The sequence below is a fragment of the Limnohabitans sp. INBF003 genome, from assembly GCF_055396645.1.
Genome location: NZ_AP029222.1, coordinates 3,040,620 through 3,064,841, shown reverse-complemented (window position 1 = coordinate 3,064,841; position 24,222 = coordinate 3,040,620). Strand labels below are relative to the sequence as shown.

20 protein-coding genes and 1 pseudogene are annotated in these 24,222 nt (G+C 61.2%); 12 read left to right on the top strand and 9 right to left on the bottom strand.

All coding sequences use genetic code 11. The annotated features are described in order from the left end of the window. Positions 1-15: 15 nt before the first annotated feature. From ACZ5VE_RS14340 to ACZ5VE_RS14330, 3 genes are all read right to left on the bottom strand, one after another. On the bottom strand, positions 16-1,797 hold the full coding sequence (locus ACZ5VE_RS14340; protein WP_464455788.1) for a thiamine pyrophosphate-binding protein: 1,782 nt from the start codon (positions 1,795-1,797) through the stop codon (positions 16-18). A gap of 14 nt (positions 1,798-1,811) precedes the next feature. After that, on the bottom strand, positions 1,812-2,786 hold the full coding sequence (locus tag ACZ5VE_RS14335) for a tripartite tricarboxylate transporter substrate binding protein (protein WP_464455787.1): 975 nt from the start codon (positions 2,784-2,786) through the stop codon (positions 1,812-1,814). A gap of 90 nt (positions 2,787-2,876) precedes the next feature. Then, complete coding sequence (locus tag ACZ5VE_RS14330; protein WP_464455786.1) at positions 2,877-4,190, bottom strand: citrate synthase; 1,314 nt, start codon at positions 4,188-4,190, stop codon at positions 2,877-2,879. A gap of 388 nt (positions 4,191-4,578) precedes the next feature. On the opposite strand from ACZ5VE_RS14330, the pseudogene istA reads away from it, so the two are divergent. The 9 genes and pseudogenes from istA to ACZ5VE_RS14285 all read left to right on the top strand — a co-directional run bounded on the left by istA (position 4,579) and on the right by ACZ5VE_RS14285 (position 14,771). Then, a pseudogene (gene istA / locus ACZ5VE_RS14325) lies at positions 4,579-6,089 on the top strand (IS21 family transposase). Beyond that, the gene (istB, locus tag ACZ5VE_RS14320) at positions 6,082-6,906 is read left to right on the top strand and encodes an IS21-like element helper ATPase IstB (RefSeq protein ID WP_464455785.1); all 825 of its coding nucleotides are present in this window, start codon (positions 6,082-6,084) and stop codon (positions 6,904-6,906) included. The pseudogene istA and the gene istB overlap by 8 nt, the downstream one beginning before the upstream one ends. 221 nt (positions 6,907-7,127) lie before the next feature. Beyond that, a complete protein-coding gene (locus tag ACZ5VE_RS14315; RefSeq protein WP_464455784.1) occupies positions 7,128-7,721 on the top strand; it encodes a PCC domain-containing protein in 594 nt (197 codons plus the stop codon). Beyond that, positions 7,718-8,125, top strand: coding sequence for a PPC domain-containing DNA-binding protein (locus tag ACZ5VE_RS14310; protein ID WP_464455783.1), 408 nt, complete (start codon positions 7,718-7,720; stop codon positions 8,123-8,125). Before ACZ5VE_RS14315 ends, ACZ5VE_RS14310 begins: the two co-directional genes overlap by 4 nt. 26 nt (positions 8,126-8,151) lie before the next feature. Continuing rightward, entirely contained in the window at positions 8,152-8,991 is an 840-nt protein-coding gene (locus tag ACZ5VE_RS14305; protein WP_464455782.1) for an SDR family NAD(P)-dependent oxidoreductase, read from the top strand. After that, a complete protein-coding gene (locus ACZ5VE_RS14300) occupies positions 8,988-10,157 on the top strand; it encodes an acetyl-CoA acetyltransferase (RefSeq protein WP_464455781.1) in 1,170 nt (389 codons plus the stop codon). Before ACZ5VE_RS14305 ends, ACZ5VE_RS14300 begins: the two co-directional genes overlap by 4 nt. Next, positions 10,154-11,743 carry an acyl-CoA synthetase gene (locus ACZ5VE_RS14295; RefSeq protein ID WP_464455780.1) on the top strand — a complete coding sequence of 530 codons (1,590 nt, stop codon included), beginning with the start codon at positions 10,154-10,156 and terminating at the stop codon, positions 11,741-11,743. The genes ACZ5VE_RS14300 and ACZ5VE_RS14295 overlap by 4 nt, the downstream gene beginning before the upstream one ends. Before the next feature lie 80 nt (positions 11,744-11,823). After that, on the top strand, positions 11,824-12,840 hold the full coding sequence (locus tag ACZ5VE_RS14290) for a TRAP transporter substrate-binding protein (protein ID WP_464455779.1): 1,017 nt from the start codon (positions 11,824-11,826) through the stop codon (positions 12,838-12,840). 44 nt (positions 12,841-12,884) lie between these two features. After that, positions 12,885-14,771 carry a TRAP transporter large permease subunit gene (locus tag ACZ5VE_RS14285; RefSeq protein ID WP_464455778.1) on the top strand — a complete coding sequence of 629 codons (1,887 nt, stop codon included), beginning with the start codon at positions 12,885-12,887 and terminating at the stop codon, positions 14,769-14,771. On the opposite strand, the gene ACZ5VE_RS14280 is transcribed toward ACZ5VE_RS14285, so the two are convergent. The 4 genes from ACZ5VE_RS14280 to ACZ5VE_RS14265 are packed head-to-tail and all read right to left on the bottom strand — an operon-like array spanning position 14,758 to position 18,989. After that, positions 14,758-15,324, bottom strand: coding sequence for a nucleotidyltransferase family protein (locus tag ACZ5VE_RS14280; RefSeq protein WP_464455777.1), 567 nt, complete (start codon positions 15,322-15,324; stop codon positions 14,758-14,760). The genes ACZ5VE_RS14285 and ACZ5VE_RS14280 overlap by 14 nt on opposite strands. A gap of 2 nt (positions 15,325-15,326) precedes the next feature. Then, positions 15,327-16,349 carry an XdhC family protein gene (locus tag ACZ5VE_RS14275; protein WP_464455776.1) on the bottom strand — a complete coding sequence of 341 codons (1,023 nt, stop codon included), beginning with the start codon at positions 16,347-16,349 and terminating at the stop codon, positions 15,327-15,329. 16 nt (positions 16,350-16,365) lie between these two features. Continuing rightward, complete coding sequence (locus ACZ5VE_RS14270) at positions 16,366-18,507, bottom strand: xanthine dehydrogenase family protein molybdopterin-binding subunit (protein ID WP_464455775.1); 2,142 nt, start codon at positions 18,505-18,507, stop codon at positions 16,366-16,368. A 17-nt stretch (positions 18,508-18,524) separates the two neighbouring features. Beyond that, positions 18,525-18,989, bottom strand: coding sequence for a (2Fe-2S)-binding protein (locus tag ACZ5VE_RS14265; RefSeq protein ID WP_464455774.1), 465 nt, complete (start codon positions 18,987-18,989; stop codon positions 18,525-18,527). 291 nt (positions 18,990-19,280) lie between these two features. Here ACZ5VE_RS14265 and ACZ5VE_RS14260 point away from each other — a divergent pair, with 291 nt between their 5' ends. The 3 genes from ACZ5VE_RS14260 to glcF all read left to right on the top strand — a co-directional run bounded on the left by ACZ5VE_RS14260 (position 19,281) and on the right by glcF (position 22,756). After that, entirely contained in the window at positions 19,281-20,216 is a 936-nt protein-coding gene (locus tag ACZ5VE_RS14260; protein ID WP_464455773.1) for an SMP-30/gluconolactonase/LRE family protein, read from the top strand. Positions 20,217-20,345: 129 nt separating this feature from the next. Further along, on the top strand, positions 20,346-21,503 hold the full coding sequence (gene glcE / locus ACZ5VE_RS14255; RefSeq protein ID WP_464455772.1) for a glycolate oxidase subunit GlcE: 1,158 nt from the start codon (positions 20,346-20,348) through the stop codon (positions 21,501-21,503). 11 nt (positions 21,504-21,514) lie between these two features. Next, a complete protein-coding gene (gene glcF, locus ACZ5VE_RS14250; protein ID WP_464455771.1) occupies positions 21,515-22,756 on the top strand; it encodes a glycolate oxidase subunit GlcF in 1,242 nt (413 codons plus the stop codon). Positions 22,757-22,765: 9 nt separating this feature from the next. Here glcF and ACZ5VE_RS14245 read toward each other — a convergent pair whose 3' ends face one another. Further along, complete coding sequence (locus ACZ5VE_RS14245; protein WP_464457510.1) at positions 22,766-23,683, bottom strand: EamA family transporter; 918 nt, start codon at positions 23,681-23,683, stop codon at positions 22,766-22,768. 50 nt (positions 23,684-23,733) lie between these two features. Beyond that, positions 23,734-24,216 (bottom strand): glutathione peroxidase, encoded by a 483-nt coding sequence (locus tag ACZ5VE_RS14240; protein ID WP_464455770.1) that lies wholly within the window; start codon positions 24,214-24,216, stop codon positions 23,734-23,736. Positions 24,217-24,222: the final 6 nt, after the last annotated feature.

The following is a 24,222-nucleotide window of genomic DNA, read 5'->3' as shown; positions in this document are numbered from 1 at the left end:
TCTTTGAATACGGTTTCAGTCGGCCCGTGTCAGGCCGGCTGTCATTGAGGGGCTGTATCCAGTTTTCACTATGGCATCAATCACCACGGTGGCACCGCCTTTCACCAGTGCAATGGCTTCGCGGGCAACGCGCTCGAACTCGGCAGCATCTTCGATCGGACCGAAGCTTGTCAGGCCTTGTGCACGCGCCATCATGGCCAGGTCTGGCTCGGGGTTGTCAATGCGCTGACCAATCCATCGGTTTTCTACAGGCCGGTTGCGCTGGCGTGCCATCCGCTCCTGATGCAGCTCGTCATTGAAGAACGAACGGTTGTTACTCACCACCAGCAACATTGGGATCTTGGCGTTGGCAGCAGTCCACAAGGCATTGACTCCCATCATGTAGTCTCCGTCGCCGATCACTGCCACCGGCAGGCGGTCGGTGCCTTTCAAGGCCAGTGCCGAACCGATGGCCATGCCCGGCCCGGAGCCGATACCGCCACCGCCGTCGTAACCTAGAAAGTCAAGCGGATGATCAAAGTCCCACAAGTCGCCACTCCAGCTCAGAGGAAGGCGCATGAGGCAGACTTTTTGATCGCCCACTGCACGGCGTAATGACGCTGCCAGGGTAGGCACTGTCATTGCACCGGGAGCGCTGACTGCTGCCGGGGACAGCGGCGCACGCGCGGGAGCCGGTGTTGTGCGTGGGCTAACTTGTTGCAGCAGCAAAGCCACTGCAGGTTCCGGCTCGCTGGCCAGAAAAACATCCACCGGCGGTAGGCCCTGGTGATCCATACTCCAGCCGTTGTGGTTGTAGTGGTCTACCGACACCTGTATCACTTGGCTGCCCACCGGCTCATCCTCCCAGGCTTGTTTCAAGGTGCCGGCCAGGTCCAGCCAGTCCAGACTGAGCACCACATCGGCACTGCGCAGCACTGCGCGCGAAGACGGATTTAGAAAGTGGCCGCTAGGTGCAGCATGCAGCGGGTGAGCGGTGGGAAAAGCACACCCAATCTTCATGTCGGTCAGCACTTCGGCGTTTAACTTTTCTGCAAGTTCTATGCGTTGCTTCCAGGCGACGGTGTCGCGATTGACCCGTCCGGCTAAAATGACAGGCCGGCGCGCCTTGGAGAGCAACTCTGCCGCAAGGCGCACCTGTTTATCCGCCGGTTGTGCAGGTGGTGGAGCTAGGTAGCGCCTGGGGTCTGGGCGCGGCGGAGCTTCACTGAGTTTGGACTCCTGCAGTGCTGCATCAAAGCACACATACACCGGACCCTGCGGTGCCGTGGTGGCGATTTGCTTTGCACGCAGCAGTGCCTCTTGTGCAGCGCCTATCGATGCGGGTTGGCTATCCCATTTAATGAAGTGTCTGACCAGAGCCGCTTGGTCTTGTGCGGTGTGAATCCAGTCAATCCAGGGGCGGCGTTTGGCGGCATCAACTGGGCCTGTGGCACCCAGCACGATCACCGGCACCCGGTCAACCCAGGCGTCGAAGATCGCCATAGAGCCGTGCATCAGCCCCACATTACTATGCAATATGGCCGCCAGCGGCTTGCCCGTCACCTTGGTATAGCCGTGGGCAATGGCAACCGCGTGCTCTTCATGCAGCACCACGATCATTTGCGGGTTCTCATTGCCCAGGTGGTTTACGATGCTGTCATGCAGGCCGCGAAAGCTCGCGCCCGGGTTAAGTAACACATAGGGAATGTCGAGCGCGCGAAGCATGTCGGCAATGGCATCGCTACACCACACCGTGCTGTTTGGCGTGGAGGGGATGGGAATATCGCGGCGCACCTGCGCAGTGTTGTGGTCGGTCATGAAAGTTCCTTGTGTCATTCCGGTTTTATGTCTGCGGCTTTGATGACCGCAGCCCAGCGCTTTTGGTCGCTTGCAATCAGTTTGGTGAAATTAGCGGCAGTGCTGGACTCGGCATCAATGCCCTGGTCGGCCAGCTTTTCTTTTACGTCCGGCAATGCCAGTACGCGGCGCAGTTCGGTGTTGATTTTTGCAATGACTGCCGCTGGCGTTTTGGCCGGGGTGACCATGCCGATCCAGATGTCACTCTCGAAACCTGGCACCGTTTCAGCAATAGTTGGCACTCCATTGAGCAATGCTAGGCGGGTGGGGCCGGTGGTGCCCAGCGCACGCAATTTGCCGCTGCGAATGTGGGCCAGCGCCGAGTTGATAGGGCAGAACATCACGTCTACACTACCACCCAGTACATCGATGAGCGCCGGGGCCGAGCCTTTGTAGGGAATTTGGGTCAGGCGTGTCCCGGTCATGGACTTGAACACTTCCGCTGCCATGTGTTGCGGGCTACCAGAGCCTGCGGAAGCGTAGGTGAATTTATCGGGGGCAGCTTTGACTTGTGTGATCAGCTCCGCAACCGACTTGGCAGTGACCTTGGATGACACCACCAGTACCATGGGCACGCGTCCGAGCATGGAGATGCCTTCCAAGTCTTTGATCACGTCATAGGGTAACTTGGGGTAGAGCACTGGGTTGACTGCAACTGTCTGGTTGGGCGCAATACCCAGGGTGTAGCCATCGGCTGGCGACTTGGCGATGTACTCGGTAGCGATGTTGCCAGCCGCCCCCGGCTTGTTCTCCACCACCACAGGCTGGCCGAAGCTCTCCGACATTTTCTGGGCGAGCAGTCGCGCCAGTACGTCGTTTGAGCCACCCGGCGGTAAGGGAACAATGATACGGATGGGCTTGCTCGGGAAATCCTGCGCAAGAGCAACTTGCGCGCACAGGACTAAGAAAATGCAGGTAAAAACAGCCCGCAAGCTGAATGTGAATTTCATGCGTGTCTCCTAGGTTTTATAAGATGCCTAACGAATACTAAGAACAATCTGACATTGATTCAAGCTTGAATATTCAATCAATGTGAAAATTCACGAATCCTGGTGTTTTTCATTCTGTAATCCGCGGCTTTCCCGCACAAAACGGGCACGCGGTCGCAGCAGGGTTCCGCCGCTGCGTTGCTCCAGCACATGGGCCACCCAGCCCGTGCTGCGGCCAACTGCAAACAGGGCCGCTGCAGCCTGCCTTGGCAGCCCCAAGGCGCGGCACAGCACCACCAGAGCCAGTTCCTGCCGCGCTAGCAGACCCTTGTGCGTGCGCATGTCATCAATAAAGCCGAAGATGATCTGTAGTTCACGATTGCCGCTGCTGCGGGCACGCGCCAGTTCTAGCAGCAGCTCTGCACGTGGGTCGCCTTTGGGGTACAGCGGGTGATCAAAGCCCGGCACCTTTTGCCCGTCTGCGTGCAGTTGGTTTGCTCGTTTTTCAAGCATGGGCTTGGTTTTAGGATGGCCCAGAAAATCTTCAACCCGGCCATACATACGACCCACATCCACGCCGGCGGTGGCGCACAAGGCAGATGCAATGCAGTTGTACAAAGTGCCGCCGCTGGAGGCCACTACCCGCGCACTCAGCGTGCCCGGTGGCAACTCATGGTCAGCCAGCAGAATCAGGATGCAGCGCAAGGCATCGCGGTTGGCTGCGCTGTCTTCCATCTTCAGTGAGTGCACCAATCCGTCCACCAGGTTTTGTCCTTTTCGCAAGGGGCTGTAGGTGCGCTCTGGACTGAGAAAGCCGAAGCAACCCACCAGTGTCTGTATGATCTCCCTCGCCACTACCAAAGTGTTGGTTGTATCCATGTGTTGTGCGGATGTGCCCCGCCGCATGCCCAGCATCAGCACCACCATGGAGAACACTTCCAGCAGGTTATTGCCGGCATCCAGTGCCGCCAGCGTGTGCAAAAGCTCCGTGAGTTCCGGTGCTGATTTGCCAACGGTCCATGTGATTGACTGGGTGGTCGCGGGCATCAGTTTGCCTGCCCACAATAGTTCTGCCACCTGCTCAAACGTCAGCCCGCGTTGTACCAGTTCGATGGCGGGATAGCCCCGGTAGTGCGGGCCCTGGTCGGTAATTTCCGTGATGGATGTTGAAAAGATGGGCTCGCCCCAGTTCATTGCCGATGCAGCCACCGGCCCGTGGCCGGAGCGTGCTAGCGAGCGGCTGCTGACACGGGCCAGGTCTTCACGCGAATAGAGCTTTTCTTTCTGTCCTTTTTGTGTCACGCTGCGTATCCAGCCACGGCTCACATAGGCGTAGAGGGTTTGCGGTTGCACCTTGAGCAGGGCCATGGCTTCGGCAGCAGTGGCGTAATCAGTGCGCGTTGAAAGGGATGAAGATAGTGCCATTTGTGTGCAAGGAAAATCAATCTTAGTCGCGACAAAAAAAATGGAACGCCAAGAGTTTGCGTAACAAACCTTTCCACAAATCAATGCCTTTCAACGGGACTGTGTGCCAACGAGAAAAGCACAACATCAGTGAAAAAGATCTGTCTTATACCGAGGTAGCAACCTTAAGCTCGAAGTCCTGTTTGCAAGGTTAATCGATTTGCGCGTTAGTTGACGTTTGATTTGCATCGCCAGTATGCGGGCAAGGCAACTCGGCGAACTTGACCAGTGGGATGTTGCCGCCGACCGAAAACTGACCATCTAAACCTAGGAGTGCCGACTCAAAATTGACCAGGGTGTTCAACTGGCCTGCTGAAATATTCAGCAGGAGAGCAAGAAGGTGATCACCATGGAAATGATAGGCAAGGTCAGGCGCATGAAGTTGCGCGAGCAACTCTCCAACAGCGAGATCGCCAAGCGCACGGGGCTGTCGCGCAACACGGTCAAAAATGGCTCAAAGCCCCGGGCGACCAGGCTCCCAAATACAAAAGGCAAAGCGGATTCACCAAACTCAGCGCTTTTGAGGCGACGTTGGTGCAGGCACTCAAGGCCGACTCACACCGTCCCAAACATGCCCGGCGCAGTGCGCGGGCGTTGTTGGCGCAGTTGCAGGCACAGGGCTATCGGGGCGGCTACAGCCGATTGACGGATTTCATTCGGGGTTGGCGCGAGCAAGAGGGCAAGGCGGCATCCAAGGCCTATGTGCCTTTGAGTTTTGAGCTGGGCGAGGCGTTTCAGTTTGACTGGAGCGAGGAAGGGTTGCTCATTGGCGGGGTGTACCACCACATGCAGGTCTCACATCTCAAGCTGTGCGCCAGCCGGGCGTTCTGGGTGGTGGCTTACCCCAGCCAAGGGCACGAGATGTTGTTTGATGCGCACACCCGCAGTTTTGCGGCGCTGGGCGGTGTGGCGCGCCGGGGCATTTACGACAACATGAAGACGGCGGTGGACAAGGTCAAGAAAGGCAAAGGTCGCATCGTCAACGCCCGCTTCAATGCGCTGTGCAGCCACTACCTGTTTGAGCCGGACTTTTGCAACGTGGCCTCGGGCTGGGAGAAAGGGGTGGTGGAGAAGAACGTGCAGGACAGCCGCAGGCGCATCTGGATTGAGGCGGGAACAAAGCGGTTTGGCTCATTTGTGGAGCTCAATGCCTGGTTGGCTGAGCGCTGTCGCTCAATCTGGGCCGAAACACCGCACCCGGAGCACAAGCAGTTCACGCTGGCTGAGATGCTGGATTTGGAGCGTGAGCACTTGATGAGCATGCCCGAGCCGTTTGATGGGTATGTGGAGAATCCGGCCCGGGTGAGTAGCACCTGTTTGGTCAATATGGCGCGCAACAAGTATTCGGTGCCGTGCGAGTGGGCTGGGCAGATGGTCAGTACAAGGCTGTATCCGGGCCGAGTCGATGTGGTGGCCCAAGACGCCATCGTGGCCAGTCACGCAAGGCTGACCAACCGGGCGCAAATCAGCTATGACTGGCAGCATTACATCGATCTGGTGCAACGCAAGCCGGGGGCGCTGAGGAATGGCACGCCGTTTATGGACCTGCCGCCTGCGCTGCTGAGGCTGCGGCAATCGCTGATGCGCCATGTTGGAGGTGACCGGGTGATGGCCCAGGTGCTGGCCGTGGTGCCGCAATCGGGGCTGGACGCTGTATTGGTGGCGGTGGAAGTCTTGCTGGAAGGTGCCACACCCAACGGTGGCATCAGCGTGGAGCATGTGCGCAACGTGTTGGCGCGCTTGAGCAGTCCACCGATGCCGCAGCAAGCCGAGACATCGCTGCAGCTGAGTCAGGTGCCGATGGCCAACACGGCGCGTTATGACGGCCTGCGCTCTGGCGTGGAGGTGAGCTATGACTGAGCACAAGCCAACGCAGAGGGACATCCAAGCCGAACTCAAAAGTCTCAGGCTCAGCGGCATGGCCCTGGCATGGGCGGATCTGGTGGAGCAAGGTGGCAATGCCGAGCTGCACGCATCTCGCTGGCTGATCGAGCACTTGCTGCAAGCCGAAGCAGTCAACCGCCACATGAGATCGATTGCGCATCAAACCAAGGCCGCTCGGTTCCCGGTTCACCGGGATTTGGCGGGCTTCAACTTTGAAGCGTCACAAGTGGACAGGGCATTGATTCACAAACTGGCCGATCTGTCGTTCACGCAAGATGCGCAAAACGTGGTGCTCATTGGGGGGCCGGGGACGGGCAAAACGCACCTGGCCACGGCGCTGGGCATCTCGGGGCTGACGCAACACGGCAAAAAGGTCAGGTTCTACTCGACGGTGGACTTGGTCAATGCGCTGGAGCAAGAGAAGGTGCAAGGCAAGGCGGGTCGGCTTGCGCTGAGTTTGTCGCGCATGGACTTGGTGGTGCTTGATGAGTTGGGGTATTTGCCGTTCAGCCAGGCCGGAGGGGCACTGCTGTTTCACTTGCTGTCCAAGCTGTATGAACGGGTCAGTGTGCTGATCACGACAAACCTGACGTTTGCCGAATGGTCGAGCGTGTTTGGGGATGCCAAGATGACGACGGCGCTGCTGGACCGGTTGACGCACCACTGCCACATTGTGGAGACGGGCAATGAATCCTACCGGTTCAGGCACAGCTCGAATGAGGCCAGAGGCCGAATTAAAGCAAGAGAGCAGGCAAGAAAAACGGAGAGAAAGGAGCTGCAGGACGACAATTGAATTTATAGTTATCCACAGCCAGCCGACATAAAAGCTGGCTCAAGCCCCTGGTCAAAATTCAATCGGCACAGGTGGTCAATATTGGATCGGCGTCAACAATCTGGAAAGTAAATTTACCAAAAACAAAGCAGATCCCTCAATTGGTCTCAAAATAGCAGCTCAAAGCAGGCCCACGAGGCCGATAAAAGAACAGATGGCCCGCATGGGCCAGGAGACAAGACATGGCAGTTTTTGCGCCGGGTTCCACCCCGGGGCCATCCTTGAAGCGCGTCCGCACCATGGTCCACCCCGGGCCCCGCGCCGATGTGCGCCTGGAGCATGTGGCCGCGCAGGGTGGGCGGCAGCTGCGGCTTTCCCTGACGCAGGGCACTTGCCTGCACGATGGCCTGACCCGTGCACTGGCGGCCAAGGGCGTGCAGGCCGCGGCCATGGCCCTGATCGGTGGCGACCTCCAGCAAGTGGCGTACTGCCTGCCGATTCCTGACCCTGAAGGCCAGGTCATTGCCACTTACGGTGAGCCCCATGTGCTGCACAATGCCAACCTGTTACGCGGCAGTGCCACGCTGGGTCAAGATGCCCAGGGTCAGCCCGTGATCCATTGCCATGCCAGCTTTTGTGATGCCGATGGCGCTGTCCGCGGCGGGCATGTGCTGACACCAAAAACCGTGGTGGGCGAGCGGCCGGTGACGGTGCTGGTGTCGGTGCTCGGTGGCGTCACGCTGCGTTTGGGCTTTGATCCTGAGACCCGTTTGAACATGCTGCGCCCCAGTGCTCAGACGAGTGCCCAGACAATCCTGGCAGGTGCCACACCATGACACCCAACACATATACCGAAGAAGGTCGCACAGGTCGCATGGTCTATGGCCGCATGGCCCCCAACGAAGACCTGGTGCAGGGCCTGCAGGCCATTTGCCGCGCCCAGGGCGTGCGCCATGCGCTGGTGCGTGTGGGCTTGGGCAGTCTGGTCGATGCCCGTTTGCAAACCCCGTCGGGCCGAGACCTCTTTGTCGAAGGCCCTGCCGTGGAGGTGCTGAGCCTGTTTGGCGAGCTGCGCACCGACGCTGATGGTGACTGCACCGCCGAACTGTGCGGCGTGGTCGTCAATGCCGCAGGCCAGGTGCACAGTGGCCTCTTTGTGCCCGGCCACAACCCGGTCTTTGCCACCTTTGAAGTCACTCTGGAAGAGTGGTTGCCCTCAGCCGAGTCCGGCGCTGTTTGATTTTCTTGACCCACGGATCTCTCCACATGACAACTTCCAATCCCACTTCTTCTGTCACCACACCCGTCACCGCACCTGTGGCCGTCATCACGGGCGGTGCCCGTGGCATTGGCTTGGCCATCGGCCAGTGGTTTCTGGCGCACGGCTACAAAGTCGCCTTGCTCGACATCGACCAACCCACACTGACCGCCACCGAACGCCAACTGGCCCGTCCGGACGACGTGCTGGCGGTGCACTGCGATGTGTCGCAGCCCGAGCAGGTGGATGCGGCGGCAGCGGCGGTGTTGGCCCGTTTTGGCCGGGTCGATGCCTTGGTCAACAACGCCGGTGTGGCGGTGTTCAAGCCCATTTTGGAGACCACGTTTGCTGAATGGCGTCAGGTGCTCGGCACCAACCTGGATGGCGCGTTTTTGTGCTCGCATGCCTTTGGCGCAATCATGGTCGGCCAGCGCAGCGGCGCGATCGTCAACATCGCTTCCATCTCTGGCCTGCGGGCCAGCACGCTGCGCGTGGCCTATGGCACCAGCAAGGCTGCACTGATCCACCTGACCAAACAATTCGCGGTGGAGCTGGGCAACTATGGTGTGCGCACCAACGTGATTTGCCCCGGCCCGGTCGAGACCGAAATGGCCAAGCTGGTGCACAGCGTGGCCATCCGCTCAGACTATTACGACACCATCCCACTGGGCCGCTATGGCAGCACCGAAGAGATGGCCAACACCGTGGGCTTTTTGTGCAGCAAAGAGGCCAGTTTCATCAACGGCCAATACCTGGCGGTGGACGGTGGTTTTGACGCCTCGGGCGTTGGCTTGCCCACCTTGCGCCGTAACACCCCCGCACTCCAGGACGTGGGAGCCGCATCATGAGCGGCAGCTGCATCATTGGCTGGGGCCACACCCCGTTTGGCAAGCTCGATGGGGCCGATGCCGAGCAACTGATCCGCGATGCGGTGCAGCCTGCGCTGGACGGCGCAGGCTTGCAGGCGCAAGACATCGACGGTGTGTTTGTCGGCCATTACAACGGCGGCTTCATGCCGCAGGACTTCACTGGCGCGCTGGTTGCCATGGCCGTGCCGGGCCTGCGCCACGTGCCTGCCGTGCGTCTTGAAAATGCCTGCGCCACCGGTTCGGCCGCGATCTGGGCCGCGATGGATGCGGTCGAATCCGGCCGTGTGCGCCACGCGCTGGTGGTGGGCTTCGAGATCATGAACGCCGTGCCCGGTGCCAAGATTGCCGAGACCTTGCTGCGCTGCTCTTATGTGAAAGAAGAAGCGGCCAATCCGGCTGGTTTTGCGGGCGTGTTTGGCACCATCGCGGCCACCTATTTTGAACGCTTTGGCGACCAGAGCGACGCGCTGGCCGCGATCGCGGCCAAGAACCACGCCAACGGGGTGAAGAACCCCTTGGCCCACATGCGCCGCGATCTGGGTTTTGACTTTTGCCGCCACCCGTCCGACAAAAACCCCTTTGTGGCGGGCCCGCTCAAGCGTTCGGATTGCTCACTGGTGTCCGACGGGGCCGCTGCGCTGGTGATCTCCAAAGCGCCCGTGGCCGGTGCCCGCGTGTCCGCCGTGCGCTGGAAGTCGCGCACGCAGGTCAACGAGTATTTGCCCCTGTCGCGCCGCGACCCGACCCGTTTTGAAGGCGCGGCCATGGCCTGGCACAAGGGGCTCGATGCCGCCGGGGTGTCGCTCACGGATCTGTCGTTTGTCGAAACGCACGACTGCTTCACGGTGGCCGAGTTGCTCGAATACGAAGCCATGGGCCTGGCTCCCCACGGGCAGGGCGCACGCGTCATTCTGGATGGCGTGACCCGCATCGACGGGGCACTGCCGGTCAACCCCTCGGGCGGCCTCAAGTCACGCGGCCACCCGATCGGGGCCACCGGGGTGTCGCAGCACGTCATGGCCGCCATGCAACTGACGGGCGAGGCGGGTGACATGCAATTGCCCAATGCCCGTTTGGGCGCGGTGTTCAACATGGGCGGCGCAGCCGTGGCCAATTACCTGAGCGTGCTGGAGCGTGCCGCATGAACGACGCACGGGCCATGAACCTGTCGGCCCTGCTGGCGCAGACAGCCGCGCTGTTCCCGGACCGTCCCGGCCTGATCCAGGGTGAACGCCAGTGGACCTGGCGCGAGATCAACGCCCGGGTGGACGCTTTGGTGCAGGGCCTGCGCGAGTTGGGCATGAAGCCCGGTGACAAGCTGCTGGTGCAGTCGCGCAACAACCTGGCCCTGTTCGAGAGTTGCTGGGCCGCCTTTCGGCTGGGTGTGGTCTGGGTGCCGACCAACTTCCGGCTGACGCCACCCGAAGTGGCGTACCTGGGCAGTTCCAGTCAGGCGAGTTTCATGCTGGCCGAAGATGTGTTTGCCGGGCATGTGGACGCTGTGCGCGAAGCCAGCGACCGCCTGCAACACGTCATCACCATCGGCACGCCGCGCGCGGGCGAGACGGCTTATGAAGACCTGCTGACCCGCCACGCGGGTGCGCCCACCGCCATGGCACCCGTCACGCCCGACCAGGTGCTGTGGTACTTCTACACCTCGGGCACCACCGGCCGACCCAAGGCGGGCATGCTGACGCATGGGCAACTGGCCTTTGTGGTGACCAACCACCTGGCCGACTTGATTCCGGGCACCTCTGAGTCCGACTGCTCGATCGCGGTGGCCCCCTTGTCGCACGGCGCGGGCATCCATGCCTTGCTGAATGTGGCGCGGGGCGCGGCCACGGTGCTGCTGCCGTCTGAGCGCATGGAACCGGCCGAGGTCTGGCGTTTGGTGGAAAAGCACCGTGTGACCAACCTGTTCACTGTGCCCACCATCGTCAAGCTGCTGGTGGAAGACCCGGCGGTGGACCAGTTTGACCACAGCAGCCTGCGTTATGTGATTTACGCCGGTGCCCCGATGTACCGGGCCGACCAGAAGCTGGCCTTGCAAAAGCTCGGTCCAGTGTTGGTGCAGTACTTTGGCCTGGGTGAAGTGACCGGCTGCATCACGGTGCTGCCGCCTGCGATGCACGCCATCGAAGATGCTGATCCGAATGCGAACATCGGCTCTTGCGGGCGGCCACGCACCGGCATGGAGGTGGCCATTCTCGATGCGCAGATGAACCCGGTGCCCACGGGCACGGTGGGCGAAATCTGCTGCCGGGGCCCGGCCGTGTTCGCCGGTTACTTCAACAACGAAGACGCCACCATCAAGGCGCTGCGCGGGGGCTGGTTCCACACCGGCGACTTGGGGCGGCTCGATGCGCGGGGCTTGCTCTACATTACAGGGCGTGAATCCGACATGTACATTTCGGGGGGCTCCAATGTCTACCCGCGTGAAGTGGAGGAGATTTTGCTGACGCACCCCGCCGTGGCCGAAGTGGCCGTGCTGGGGGTGCCCGATGTCAAATGGGGCGAGGTGGGGGTGGCCGTGGTGGTCAGCCGCGATCCCGCTCTGACCGGACAAGCCCTGTTGCAGCATCTGGAGGGACGTTGTGCCAAGTACCGCTGGCCGCGCCATGTTTTTTTCTGGGATGCCTTGCCCAAGTCGGGTTACGGGAAAATCACGAAAAAAGACATCCGCCAGATGCTGGAAGAACGAGGCGACCTGCTTGTGCAGGCCGTGACTTGAGAAGAGAGAAGAAGAGAGTGAAGAGAAATGGGGCCACCCGGCCCCGAATTTGACCGATGACCAACCCCAAGGAGACAGACATGACCCTTTCCCGCCGTTCCGTTTTGCGCACCGCTGCCGCTGCATCAGTGGCTGCTTTGCCCATCAGCCAGGTGCTGGCCCAGCCCAAGGCCGAATTCACTTACAAATACGCCAACAACTTGCCGGTGACCCACCCGATGAACCTGCGCGCCAAGGAAATGGCCGCTGCTATCCTGGCCGAGACCAAAGGCCGTGTGGACATCCAGATTTTCCCGGCCAGCCAGTTGGGCAACGACACCGACATGCTGAGCCAGCTGCGTGCCGGTGGCATCGAGTTCTTCACCCTGTCGGGTCTGATCCTGTCCACCCTGGTGCCTGGCGCGGCCATCACCGGTTTGGGCTTTGCCTTCCCTGATTACGACACCGTCTGGAAAGCACTCGACGGCGATCTGGGCGCCCATGTGCGCAAGGAAATCGGCAAGTCCGGTCTGGTGGCCATGGACAACATCTGGGACAACGGTTTCCGCCAGATCACTTCGTCCACCAAGCCGATCCAGTCGGCCGACGACCTTAAGGGCTTCAAGATCCGCGTGCCCGTGTCGCCCATGTGGACCTCGATGTTCAAGGCCTTTGACTCGGCCCCGGCATCGATCAACTTTGCCGAGGTCTATTCGGCCCTGCAAACCAAGGTGGTGGACGGTCAGGAAAACCCGCTGGCCATCATCGACACGGCCAAACTCAACGAAGTGCAAAAGTACTGCTCGGTCACCAACCACATGTGGGACGGCTTCTGGTTCCTGGCCAACCGCAAGGCCTGGGACCGTTTGCCTGCCGACTTGCGCACCATCGTGGCCAAGCACATCAACGCCGCTGGTCTGAAGCAGCGCACCGATGTGGCGGCCATGAACGCCACGCTGCAAAAGTCCTTGACCGAAAAAGGCATGGTGTTCAACAACGCCAAGGCCGATTCGTTCCGCAACCGCCTGCGTCAGGCCGGCTTCTACACCGAGTGGAAAGCCAAGTTCGGTGACGAGGCCTGGTCGCTGCTGGAACGCTACAGCGGCAAGCTCGGCTGATCGGCCGCAGCGCAGACCCCACAAAAACGAGAAGCAGGAAACTTATGTCGGACGTTCAGAACCAGCCGCTGCTTGGCGGCGAGCATTATTCCGAGCCCGAGGCCAGCGGCCCGGGCGTCGGCCGCACAACGTCACGATGGATGGTGCCCCTGGAGGCGGTCTCGGCCGTTTTGACCCTGGGCATCATCGGCCTGCTTCTCGCGGCTGTCTTGTCGCGCTACGTGTTTGCCAACTCGATCGTCTGGATCGACGAGGTCGTGTCGATCTCGTTCATCTGGGTGACCATGATCGGTGCGGCTTTGGCCATGCACCGTAACGAGCATCTGCGCTTGTCGCTGATGGTCGACAAGCTGCCTGCGCGCGTGCAGCCTTACGTGAACGCGTTTGCGCTCACGGCGGTGGCGGCTTTTCTGCTGGGCTTGCTGCCTTCGGCGGTGGAATACGCCCAGGAAGAGTGGTTCATCAAATCGCCCGCGCTGGACTTGCCCAACACCTACCGGGTGGCGTCCATTCCGTTTGGTCTGGGCCTGATGCTGTTGATCGTCTTGGGTTATGCGGCGCGCACGGTGCCGCTCAAGGCGCTGGCCGGTGCGGTCACTTTGGTGGGGGCCGCTGCGGCACTTTGCCATCTGTTCAGCGCTTCGCTGCCCGCTTTGGGCAGCTGGAACATGCTGATTTTTCTGGTGGGCGTGGTGGCGGTGTGCCTGATGGCGGGTGTGCCGATCGCGTTTTGTTTTGGTTTGGGTGCGCTCAGTTACCTGGCGTTCACCACCCAGGTGCCGCTGTTGATCGTGGTGGGCCGCATGGACGAAGGCATGTCCAGCCTGATTCTGGTGTCGGTGCCGATCTTCGTGTTGCTGGGCTGCGTGCTCGATGCCACCGGCATGGGCAAGGCGATTGTGGATTTTCTGGCTTCGCTGATCGGCCACGTCAAGGCGGGCATGTCCTACGTGCTGCTGGGCTCGCTGTTCATCGTGTCGGGTATTTCGGGCTCCAAGGTGTCGGACATGGCCACGGTGGCCCCGGCGCTGTTTCCTGAGATGAAGCGGCGCGGCAACAAGCCCAAGGAGATGGTGGCCTTGCTGGCCACGGGCGCAGCCATGGCCGACACGGTGCCGCCGAGCATTGTGTTGATCGTGCTGGGCTCGGTGGCGGGTGTGTCGATTGCCGGTTTGTTCCAGAGCGGGTTTGTGGTGGCCATGGTGTTGCTGCTGTCTTTGCTGGCCTTGGCCCGCTGGAAGGCGCGTCATGAGGATGTTGAGGGGGCCCAGCGCCCATCGCTCAAGGTGATCGGTCGTGTCCTGTTGGTCGCGGCACCTGCGTTGGTCTTGCCGTTCTTGATCCGCAGCGCGGTAGGCGGCGGTGTGGCCACGGCCACCGAGGTGTCGACCATCGCGGTGCTGTATGCGCTGGTGATTGGCCAGGTCATGTACGGCGGCATTGGTCTGCGCAAGTTCTATGACATGCTGGTGGAGACTGCTGCGCTGTCGGGCGCGATCTTGCTGATTCTGGGCGCGGCCTCGGCCATGGCCTGGACCATCACGCAAAGCGGTGTGGTGCAGCAGTTGTCGATCTTCATGACCTCGCTGCCCGGTGGTGCTGCCGCTTTCATGGCGGTAACGATTCTGGTATTCCTGGTGCTGGGTTGCCTGCTGGAGGGCTTGCCCGCCGTGTTGCTGTTGGCCCCCATCATGTTCCCGATTGCCAAGAAACTGGGCATCAATGACATCCATTATTCGATGGTGATCGTGTGCGCCATGAACGTGGGCCTGATGATGCCGCCCATCGGGGTGGGCTTTTATGTGGCATGCCGCATTGGCGATGCCAAGCCCGACGAGGTGATGGGCGCAATCTGGCCCTACCTGATAGCGCTGCTGGTGGGCGTGGTGGTGGTGGCCGCTGTGCCAGCGATCTCGACTATCGCCTTGTGATGCTGCTTGCCCGCCAGATTCGCTCGGCCTCGGCCAAGGTCTCTGGCGTGTCCACATCGAGAATGCAACCCACATCGTCCAGTTCGAGTGCCTGCGCAGCATGGCGCTGGATGACACTTTTGGCGCCTTGATCACCTGACAAAGCCAGCAGCTCGTCACGGCAGACGGCACCAAAGCCGACCGGGTGGCCGCGCTGACCCTTGACAAACGGAACGACCACTGCATGAGTCTGCAAGGCTTGTGCAATGCACCGCAGTGTGTCGGCCTGGACCAAGGGCAGGTCTGTCGGCAAGATCAGCCAGCCATGGGCGTTGGCCGTGGCCGCTACGCCGATGGCAATGCTGCTGCCCATGCCCGGTTCATCCAAGTGCGCTGTGTGCTCGGGCTCTACAACATGCCAAGGCAGGCCACATGCTTGCACAGCAGCCATGACATGTTGCCTCACGGTCTGCTCGCCCAGCGGGGCATCAAGCTTGTGCTGCAGGCCGCCGGCCGCGCGAAAGCGCTCGCCCAGACCGACGGCCAGAACAATGACAACAGGGGCGTTCGTCAAACTCAAACCGCACAAACAGGGCTGCGCCAATCGGTGTTGGCATTGGCCTCGGCTGAAAAGGTGAGCATGGCGTCAGACGTGCCCTTGTTCTTGACCTGCACGATTTCGGCAATGATCGATACCGCAATTTCTGCGGGCGTTTGGGCCTCAAGACGCAAGCCCACAGGGCCGTGCAAGCGGGCCAGTGCTGGCTTGTTCAGGTCAAAGTGTTCTGCCAGGCGTTGCTTGCGCGCTTGCTGGTTGCGCCGAGAACCCAATGCGCCGACATAAAACGCGCTGGAGTTGAGCGCGGTCAACAGCGCCATGTCGTCCAGTTTGGGGTCGTGGGTCAGCGCCACGATGGCGGTGTGCGCATCGGGCTGAATGGCCAGCACTTCGTCGTCGGGCATGCCGCTCAGGTGTGTCACGCCGGGCAGGCTCCAGCCTGCGGTGTATTCCTTGCGGGGCTCGCACACCAGCACGTCAAAGTCGAGCATCTGGGCCATCTGCGCCACCGATTGACTCAGTTGTCCAGCACCGATCAACAGCAGCCGCCAGCGTGGGCCAAACAAGGTGGTCAGCGTGCTGCCGTCAAAAGACAAGGCTTCGCTGCGTTGGGCATCGCGCAACTGAACGCTGCCGTCGCGCAGCGTCAGCGTGCGCGCCACCAGTTGGTGTGCGCTGGTGCGTTGCAAAACCTGCTCTATCCAGTCGGTGTCAAGAACAGGCTCTTGCACCAGGCGCAAAGTGCCACCGCAGGGCAAACCGAAGCGCGTGGCTTCTTCTTTGGTCACGCCATAAGCCACCATGGAGGGGTGCTTCAAATCGGCGTATTCACCGGCACGGATGCGTGCAATCAAATCGTCTTCCACGCAGCCACCCGAGACCGAGCCGCTGACGCCGCCATCGTCCCGCACGGCCAACAAGGCCCCGGGTGGCCTGGGGGCACTGCCCCAGGTTTCCACCACGGTGACCAGGGTCACGGCGTGACCGGCCTGTTTCCAGGCCAGCACGTCGGACAGGACACGAAGATCCAGACTTTCCATCTGAAGCCCCGCGCGCTCAGGCGCTGCGCAGTGCGCTGGCCGTGATCGGCAGGCGGCGAACGCGCTTGCCCGTCAAGGCGGCCACCGCGTTGGCAATGGCAGGGGCTGCCACGGCCGTGCCGGGCTCGCCAATGCCACCCGGCTTTTCGGTGCTCTTGACCAGCACGATGTCGATCTGGGGTGACTCGTACATGCGCACTGGCTCGTAGCTGTTGTAGTTGGTCTCTTGCACGCGGCCATTCGCCATGGTGATCTGGTGCTTGAGCACAGCCCCCACGCCGAAGACGATGCTGGATTGCAACTGGGCTTCCACTGTGTCGGGGTTGACCATGTGGCCCACGTCGGCGGCCACGGTGACCTTGTGCACGCGCACGCTGCCATCCTGGTTCAGGCTGACTTCGGCAACCTCGGCCAGGTAGCTGTCATAGCCTTCCATCAAGGCGATGCCGCGTGCGCGGCCCTTGGGCAATGCCTTGCCCCAACCGGCTTTTTCGGCGGCGAGTTTCAGCACGTTGGCAAAACGCGGTTTGCCCGCCAGCATCTTCATGCGGTAGGCATAAGGGTCTTGTCCTGCCGCCTTGGCCATTTCGTCGATGAAGCTCTCGTTGGCGAAAGCGTTCATGCTGTGGCTCACGGCGCGCCAGTAACCCACACGCACACCGGTGTCGTGGATCACCAGGTCGTGCTGGGTGTTGGGGATGTTGTAGCCGGTCACGGCGGCTTCGGCCATGAAAGGGTCCAGCGTCTCTTTGGGCAGGCCGAAGGCGCGTTGTGTGACCGACTGCGAAGCCACCTTGAAGTGCATCGCCACTGGCATGCCGTTGGCGTCCAGACCGGCCTTGAGCTGGTTGACACCGGCAGGACGGTAGTAGTCGTGCGTCATGTCTTCTTCGCGTGTCCACAGCAGCTTGACCGGCTTGCCCACGGCTTTGGAAATTTCGGCTGCTTGCACGATGAAGTCCAGCTCCAGTCGGCGACCGAAGCCACCGCCCAAGAAGGTGGTTTTCAGGGTGATGTCTTCGGGCTTGGCTTTCAGTGCAGCGGCCACAGCGCCTTGTGCACCTTGCTGGAACTGAGTAGGGCCAATCAACAAGATCTTGTCGCCTTGCACATGCGCCGTGAAGTTCATCGGCTCCAGTGGTGAATGCGACTGCATGGGCGAGACGTATTCGGCTTCGATGACTTTGGCAGCACCTTTGAGTGCCGCGGCCACATCGCCTTGGGGCTTGGTGATGGCGATGACTTTGCCGGACTTGGCGGCCTGGCGTGTGCCCTCGATGACGGATGCATCGCTCAATGCCGCACCCGCACCTTCGTCCCACTGCACCTTGACGGTTTCCATGGCTTTCTTGGCACGCCACCACGAGTCGGCCACCACGGCCACACCATCGCTGATCTGGACCACGGCCTGCACGCCGGGCATGCCCTTGGCCTGGGTGGCGTCAAAGCTCTTGACCTTGCCACCAATCACCGGGCACTGTTGCACGGTGGCGTAAACCATGCCGGGCAGCTTGACGTCGATGCCGAATTCGGCGGTGCCGTTGGTCTTGGCCGGGGTGTCCAGGCGCTGGGTGCGCTTGCCCACCAGGCGGAAGTCTTTCGGGTCTTTGATGGGTGGTTTTTCTGGCACCGGGAGCTTGGAGGCCGCAGCCGCCAGAGAGCCGTATGTGGCTGTTTTGCCATTGGGACCATGCACCAAGCCTTTGTCGGCCTTGAGCTGGCTGCGGTCCACGTTCCATTCGGCAGCAGCGGCAGAAATCAGCATCTCGCGCACCTGGGCGCCGGCCACGCGCAGCTTTTCCCAGCTGCCACGCACCGAGGTCGAGCCGCCGGTGATCTGTGCGCCCAGCAAGGCGTTCACATAGGCGGCACCGGGTGGCGCGTCGGTGACCTTGATCTGGCTGAGGTCCACATTCAACTCTTCGGCCACCAGCATGGGCATGGATGTGTGTACGCCCTGACCCATTTCGGAGTGCGCGCTCAGGATGGTGATGGTGTTGTCGTCAGCGATGTGCACCCAGGCGTTGGGCGTGCTCACGGTGCCAGCGGCCATGGCCTGGCCGAGTGTGCCGGGCAAGTGCAGGGCCATCAACAAGCCGCCAGAAGCAGCGGCACCGGCTTTCAGGAACGAACGGCGGGAAGTTTGTGTATCGATCATGTGAGGTCTCCGGCTTATCAGGCTTTGCGCATCGTGGCAGCGGCATCTTTGATGGCCGCACGGATGCGGGGGTAAGTGCCGCAACGGCAGATGTTGCCGCTCATCGCGTTGTCGATGTCGGTGTCGCTCGGGTTCTTGTTTTTGGCCAGCAAGGCGGCCGCGCTCATGAGCTGACCCGACTGGCAGTAACCGCACTGGGGCACGTCGTGCTTGATCCAGGCCACTTGCAAGGGGTGGGTGTTGTTCTTGGACAGGCCTTCGACGGTGGCGACTTTCTTTCCAGCGACAGTGCTCAAAGGGGTTTGGCAAGAGCGCACAGCCTGTCCGTTCACATGGACCGTGCAAGCACCACACAAAGCAGCACCGCAACCAAATTTGGTGCCGGTCATGCCCAGCTCATCGCGCAGCACCCACAACAGCGGGGTGTCGGTTTCGGCGTTGGCCTGGGCAGGCTTGCCATTGACTTGGAAATTCACGCTCATCAAGGTCTCCTCGGGAATCGGTTGTTATGAACCATAGACAGCCTATACGATCCCTTAAATGTGTCTGGTATGTCCCCCACGCAAACCCTGATCGCCCGTGGTTTTCTGCTTATATTTGCAAAATGAGACACCTTGTGTCTGTTTCTATTCCTATGAATGCGTTTGCATACCGACAAAAGGCGCAGAGGCTGCTGAGGGTTCTTTTGGGTTACATCGTTGGCGCTTGGGAACTTTTTGGCTTGGGTGCATGCAAAATCGTCGGACTTCTGAGACTGTTGAGACCACCCACTTATGACCCTCACGCTTGCGCCGCATTGGACTGCCATCACCACCGAGCCCGATGGTTTGAGTGAGTCCCCTTTTTGGCATCCGCAAGAGCAGAGGCTGTATTGGGTGGACATTCCCGGTCAGCGCATTGGCCGTGTGGCCGTGCAGGGCGTGCAAGCCCAAGGGCCTGTCGAATACTGGCCCTTGACTCAAGAGCCCGGCTGTATCGCCCCCGTGCAAAGTGGGGGCTTGGTCATGGCCTTGCGCGATGGTATTTATCTGGCGCGTGAATGGGGCGGGCCCTTGCAACTGCTGGCCGCAGCCCCTTATGACACGGGCAAGCTGCGCTTCAACGACGGTAAGTGCGACCCGCAAGGTCGGCTCTGGGTGGGCAGCATGTACGAGCCGCGTGATCAGGCCCTGGGCGTTCTGTACGCGCTGCGCGGCGCAGGGCTGACGGCCGAGGCTTTTGGCGCCACCACGGCCAATGGCTTGGCTTGGTCACCGGATGGCCGGACGCTGTATTGGTCTGACACCGCCTCGCACCGTGTGCGTGCTTGGGACTTCGATCCGGCGGCGGGCATTTTGTCGAATGAACGCCTGTTTCATCAGTTCGCGATCAAGCCCACGGGCTGGGTGTGGGGTGATCCTGCTGCAGCTGCCTATGGTGGTCGGCCAGACGGTGCCACGGTCGATGCCGAAGGCGCCTACTGGTCTGCCCAATACGAAGGCAAACGCCTGGTACGGTTGTCACCCACTGGCACGGTGTTGGCCGTGCTCGAGACGCCCGTACAGTGCCCGACCATGCCCTGCCTGGGTGGGGACGACCTCAAAACCCTGTTCATCACCAGTTCACGTCAGGGTCGCAGTGCTGCCGAGTTGGCGCTGTACCCGCAATCGGGCTGTATTTTTGCGATGCGGGTGGATGTGGGCGGACTCCTCGTGAATTTTTACCGTTGATGGCGGGCGTGATCCCGGCCCCAGAGCCGGGATGGGTGTTTGGACTGCCTCAGGCTGCGAATTTCCAGCAAGCCTTTGATTCAAAAAATTCACGCAGCCCCTAATGGCCAGCAGGTACCATCGTTTCCCATGGAAGCTGAACTCAATTCCCTCATCGACGCCGTGCGCAATGCCGCCGCACAAAGCCACACATTGCGCTTGCGAGGCGGTGGGACCAAAGACTTTTGGGGGCAAAGCCTCACGGGCGACGTGCTGGACACCCGGGCCTATGCCGGCATTGTCAGCTACGAGCCCAGCGAACTGGTGGTCACGGTGCGATGTGGCACGCCGCTGGCCGAGCTGGAAGCTGTTCTGGCCGAACAAGGCCAGTGCCTGGCGTTTGAGCCGCCGCATTTCGGATCCGGTGCCACCGTTGGCGGCATGGTGGCCGCAGGTCTGAACGGCCCCGCCCGCGCCACTGCTGGCGCTGTGCGCGACTATGTCTTGGGCGCGCGCTTCATCAACGGCCTGGGCGAGCACCTCACTTTTGGTGGCCAGGTCATGAAAAACGTGGCCGGTTACGACGTGAGCCGTTTGATGGCGGGCAGCTGGGGCACGTTGGGCTTGATCACCGAAGTCAGTTTGAAGGTTTTGCCTGTGGCCCCAGCCGAAGCGACTTTGATGATCGCGGGTCTGGCCCAAGGCCCTGCGCTGGATTTGTTGCACCGCTGGGGCGGTCAGCCGCTGCCGCTGAACGCCAGCGCCTGGGTGCGTGACATAACCGCCCAGCCTGTGGCCGACTATTTGTTTGTGCGCCTGCGCGGCGCGGTGGCGGCCGTGCAATCGGCCATTGGCAAGATGAGTGCCGATGCGGTGGCCTTGGGTGCCCAGGTGCAAGCCATGGACAACGCAGAAGCTGCGCAAGACTGGCGCGCCAGCGGCGAGCAAACCCTGCAGTTCTTTGATGCGCCCAGCCCCGACGCCTGCCTGTGGCGTCTGTCGTTGCCGCAAACTGCGCCGGTGCTGGATTTGCCTGGTTTGAACCATCCTTCCCAATACATCGAATGGCAAGGTGCGCAGCGTTGGCTGTGGGCGCCCGCCTCGGCGGCGGTGGCCTTGCGTGAACTGGCGCAATCGCTCGGTGGCCACGCCACCTTGTTCCGCGCCAGCACAGCCCACGCCGAAGTGGACAAAGTCGCCGGGGTGAACACCCCGCTGGACGCTGTGCAGCAACGCATCCAGCAGCAACTGCAAAAGCAGTTCGACCCGAAAGGCGTGTTTGCCACCGGTCGCATGCATCCACTCTGAGGCGAATCTTCATGCAAACCAACCTCGCCCCCGAATACCAAAACACCCCTGAAGGCCTGGAGGCCGAAGCCATTTTGCGCAAGTGCGTGCACTGCGGCTTTTGCACCGCCACTTGCCCCACCTACCAACTGCTGGGCGACGAGCTGGATGGCCCGCGTGGCCGCATCTACCTGATGAAACAGGTGCTGGAAGGCGAGACGCCAACCCGCAAAACCCAGATGCACCTAGACCGGTGCCTCACCTGCCGCAACTGCGAAAGCACTTGCCCCAGCGGGGTGCAATACGGCCACTTGGTGGACATTGGTCGCAAGCTGGTGGATGCCAAAGTCGAACGTCCGGTTGGAGAAAAAATCGTGCGCTGGGCGCTCAAAGAGGGGCTGCCTTCACCGCTGTTTGCGCCTGCCATGAAGATGGGCCAGATGGTGCGCGGCCTGCTGCCCGATAGCCTGAAAGCCAAAGTGCCCGCGCCGCAAAACGCGGGTGCCTGGCCCACGGCACAACATGCCCGCAAGGTGTTGATGCTCGCAGGCTGTGTGCAGCCGAGCATGAGCCCCAACATCAACACCGCCACCGCCCGCGTGCTCGACGCTGCAGGCATCCAGACCGTGACCGCTCCCAAAGCCGGTTGCTGTGGCGCAGTCAAGTTCCACCTCAACGACCACGACGGCGGCAAGGACCACATGCGCGCCAACATCGACGCCTGGTGGCCGCTGGTTGAGTCGGGCGAAGTCGAAGCCATCGTGATGAACGCCTCGGGCTGCGGTGTCATGGTCAAGGACTATGGCCATGTGCTCAAAGACGACCCGGTCTATGCCGACAAAGCCGCCCGCATCGGTGCCTTGACGAAAGACCTGAGCGAGCTGCTGCCCGAGCTGGTGCCCTTGCTCAAAAACAAACTCAAGCCCGAAGCCCTGCAAGCCGCAGGCCTGCAGGCCTACCACCCGCCTTGCACGCTGCAACACGGCCAGCAACTCAAAGGCGGCGTCGAAAAGCATCTGGGCGATCTGGGCTTCCGGATCCAGGTCACCGCCAACGAGTCGCACCTGTGCTGCGGCTCAGCCGGCACCTACAGCGTGCTCAACCCCGAGCTGTCCAAGCAGCTGCGCGACCGCAAGCTGGGCCACCTGAACGCGCTGGAACCGCAAGGCGTGATCAGCGCCAACATCGGCTGCATCACCCACCTGCAAAGTGGCAGCGGCCTGCCGGTGCTGCATTGGGTGGAGTTGCTGGATGAGGCGATCAGCAAGGGCTGATCGAGCGTGTCAGGGTTGGCTTGCCCAGCGGTTCAACAAAGGCTGGAGCAACGGTTGCCCAAACACGCTCATCAGCAAGCCCAGCATCAGCAACGCGCCACCAGCCCAGTGCAGTGGCCCCAGCGTTTCGCCAAAGACCAGCCAGCCGGTGGTCAGGCCTACCAGCGGCACCAGCAGCGTGAACGGGGCCACGCGGTTGGTGGGATAGCGGCTCATCAGATACGTCCACAGCCCATAGCCCAGCAGCGTTGCCATCCAGGCCAGATAGGCCACCGCCGCCAGCGTGCCCACCGTCAAATGGGTGAGTGACTGGGCGATGGCTTCAGGCCCTTCCATCCACAGCGACAAACCCAAAAATGGCAGAGGCGGTACCAGGCTGGCCCACACTACAAACGCCAACTGGTTCATGGGGCCATATTGGCTGACCAACCGCGTGACGATGTTGCCGCAAGCCCATGACAACGCGGCGAGCAGCGTGAGCCCGAAACCCAACAAGGGCAAGCTGGCCCCGGATGCCAAGGAACCATGCGCCACACCGATCAGGACCAGGCCGGCGAGCGCCAGCAAGAGCCCCGCCATCTGGTGCGCGTGCCAGCGTTCGTGCAGCCACCAGCTGGCCAACAGCAGCGTGAAAAACGATTGCGATTGCAGCACCAGCGAGGCCAGTCCCGAGGGCATGCCCACATGGATGGCACTGAACAAAAAGGCAAATTGCCCCACCGAAATCGTCAACCCATAAGCCAGATACCAGCGCAGCGGCACGCGGGGTGCTTTGAAAAACAGCAGCGCTGGAAACGCCGCCAGCATGAAACGCAGCGCGCCCAGCAACATGGGTGGCACGCCGACAATGCCGATTTTGATGACGGCAAAGTTGACACCCCACACCCCGATGACCAGCAAGGCCAGCGCCAGGTCTTTGGGGCGCATGGGCAGTGTGGTGTTCATGTTGTGGACAAATGAAAGAGGGGCGGCTGCTTTCAGCCTGCCAACGCCGCCTCAATGTCCTTGGCGATTTTCTCCGGTGCGTCTTGTGGCGCGTAGCGTTTGATCACGCGCCCATCCTTGCCCACCAGAAACTTGGTGAAGTTCCATTTGATGGCCTTGCTGCCCAGGATGCCGGGAGCCTCGGCCGTGAGCCATTGGTACAGCGGGTGCGCGCCCTCGCCGTTGACTTTGACCTTGCTCATCATCTGAAAGCTCACGCCGTAGTTCTTCTGGCAAAAGCTGGCAATTTGCGCGTCGTCGCCCGGGTCCTGGCTGGCGAACTGGTTGCATGGAAAGCCGAGCACGGCCAAGCCTTTGTCGCCATAGGTTTGGTGCAATTTTTCAAGTCCGGTGAACTGGGGCGTGAAGCCGCAGGCGCTGGCGGTGTTGACGATCAGCATCACCTGGCCCTTGAAACGCGACAACGCCACGGGCTGGTTGTCGATGCTCAGGGCTTCAAGGTCATAAAGGCTCATGGTGTG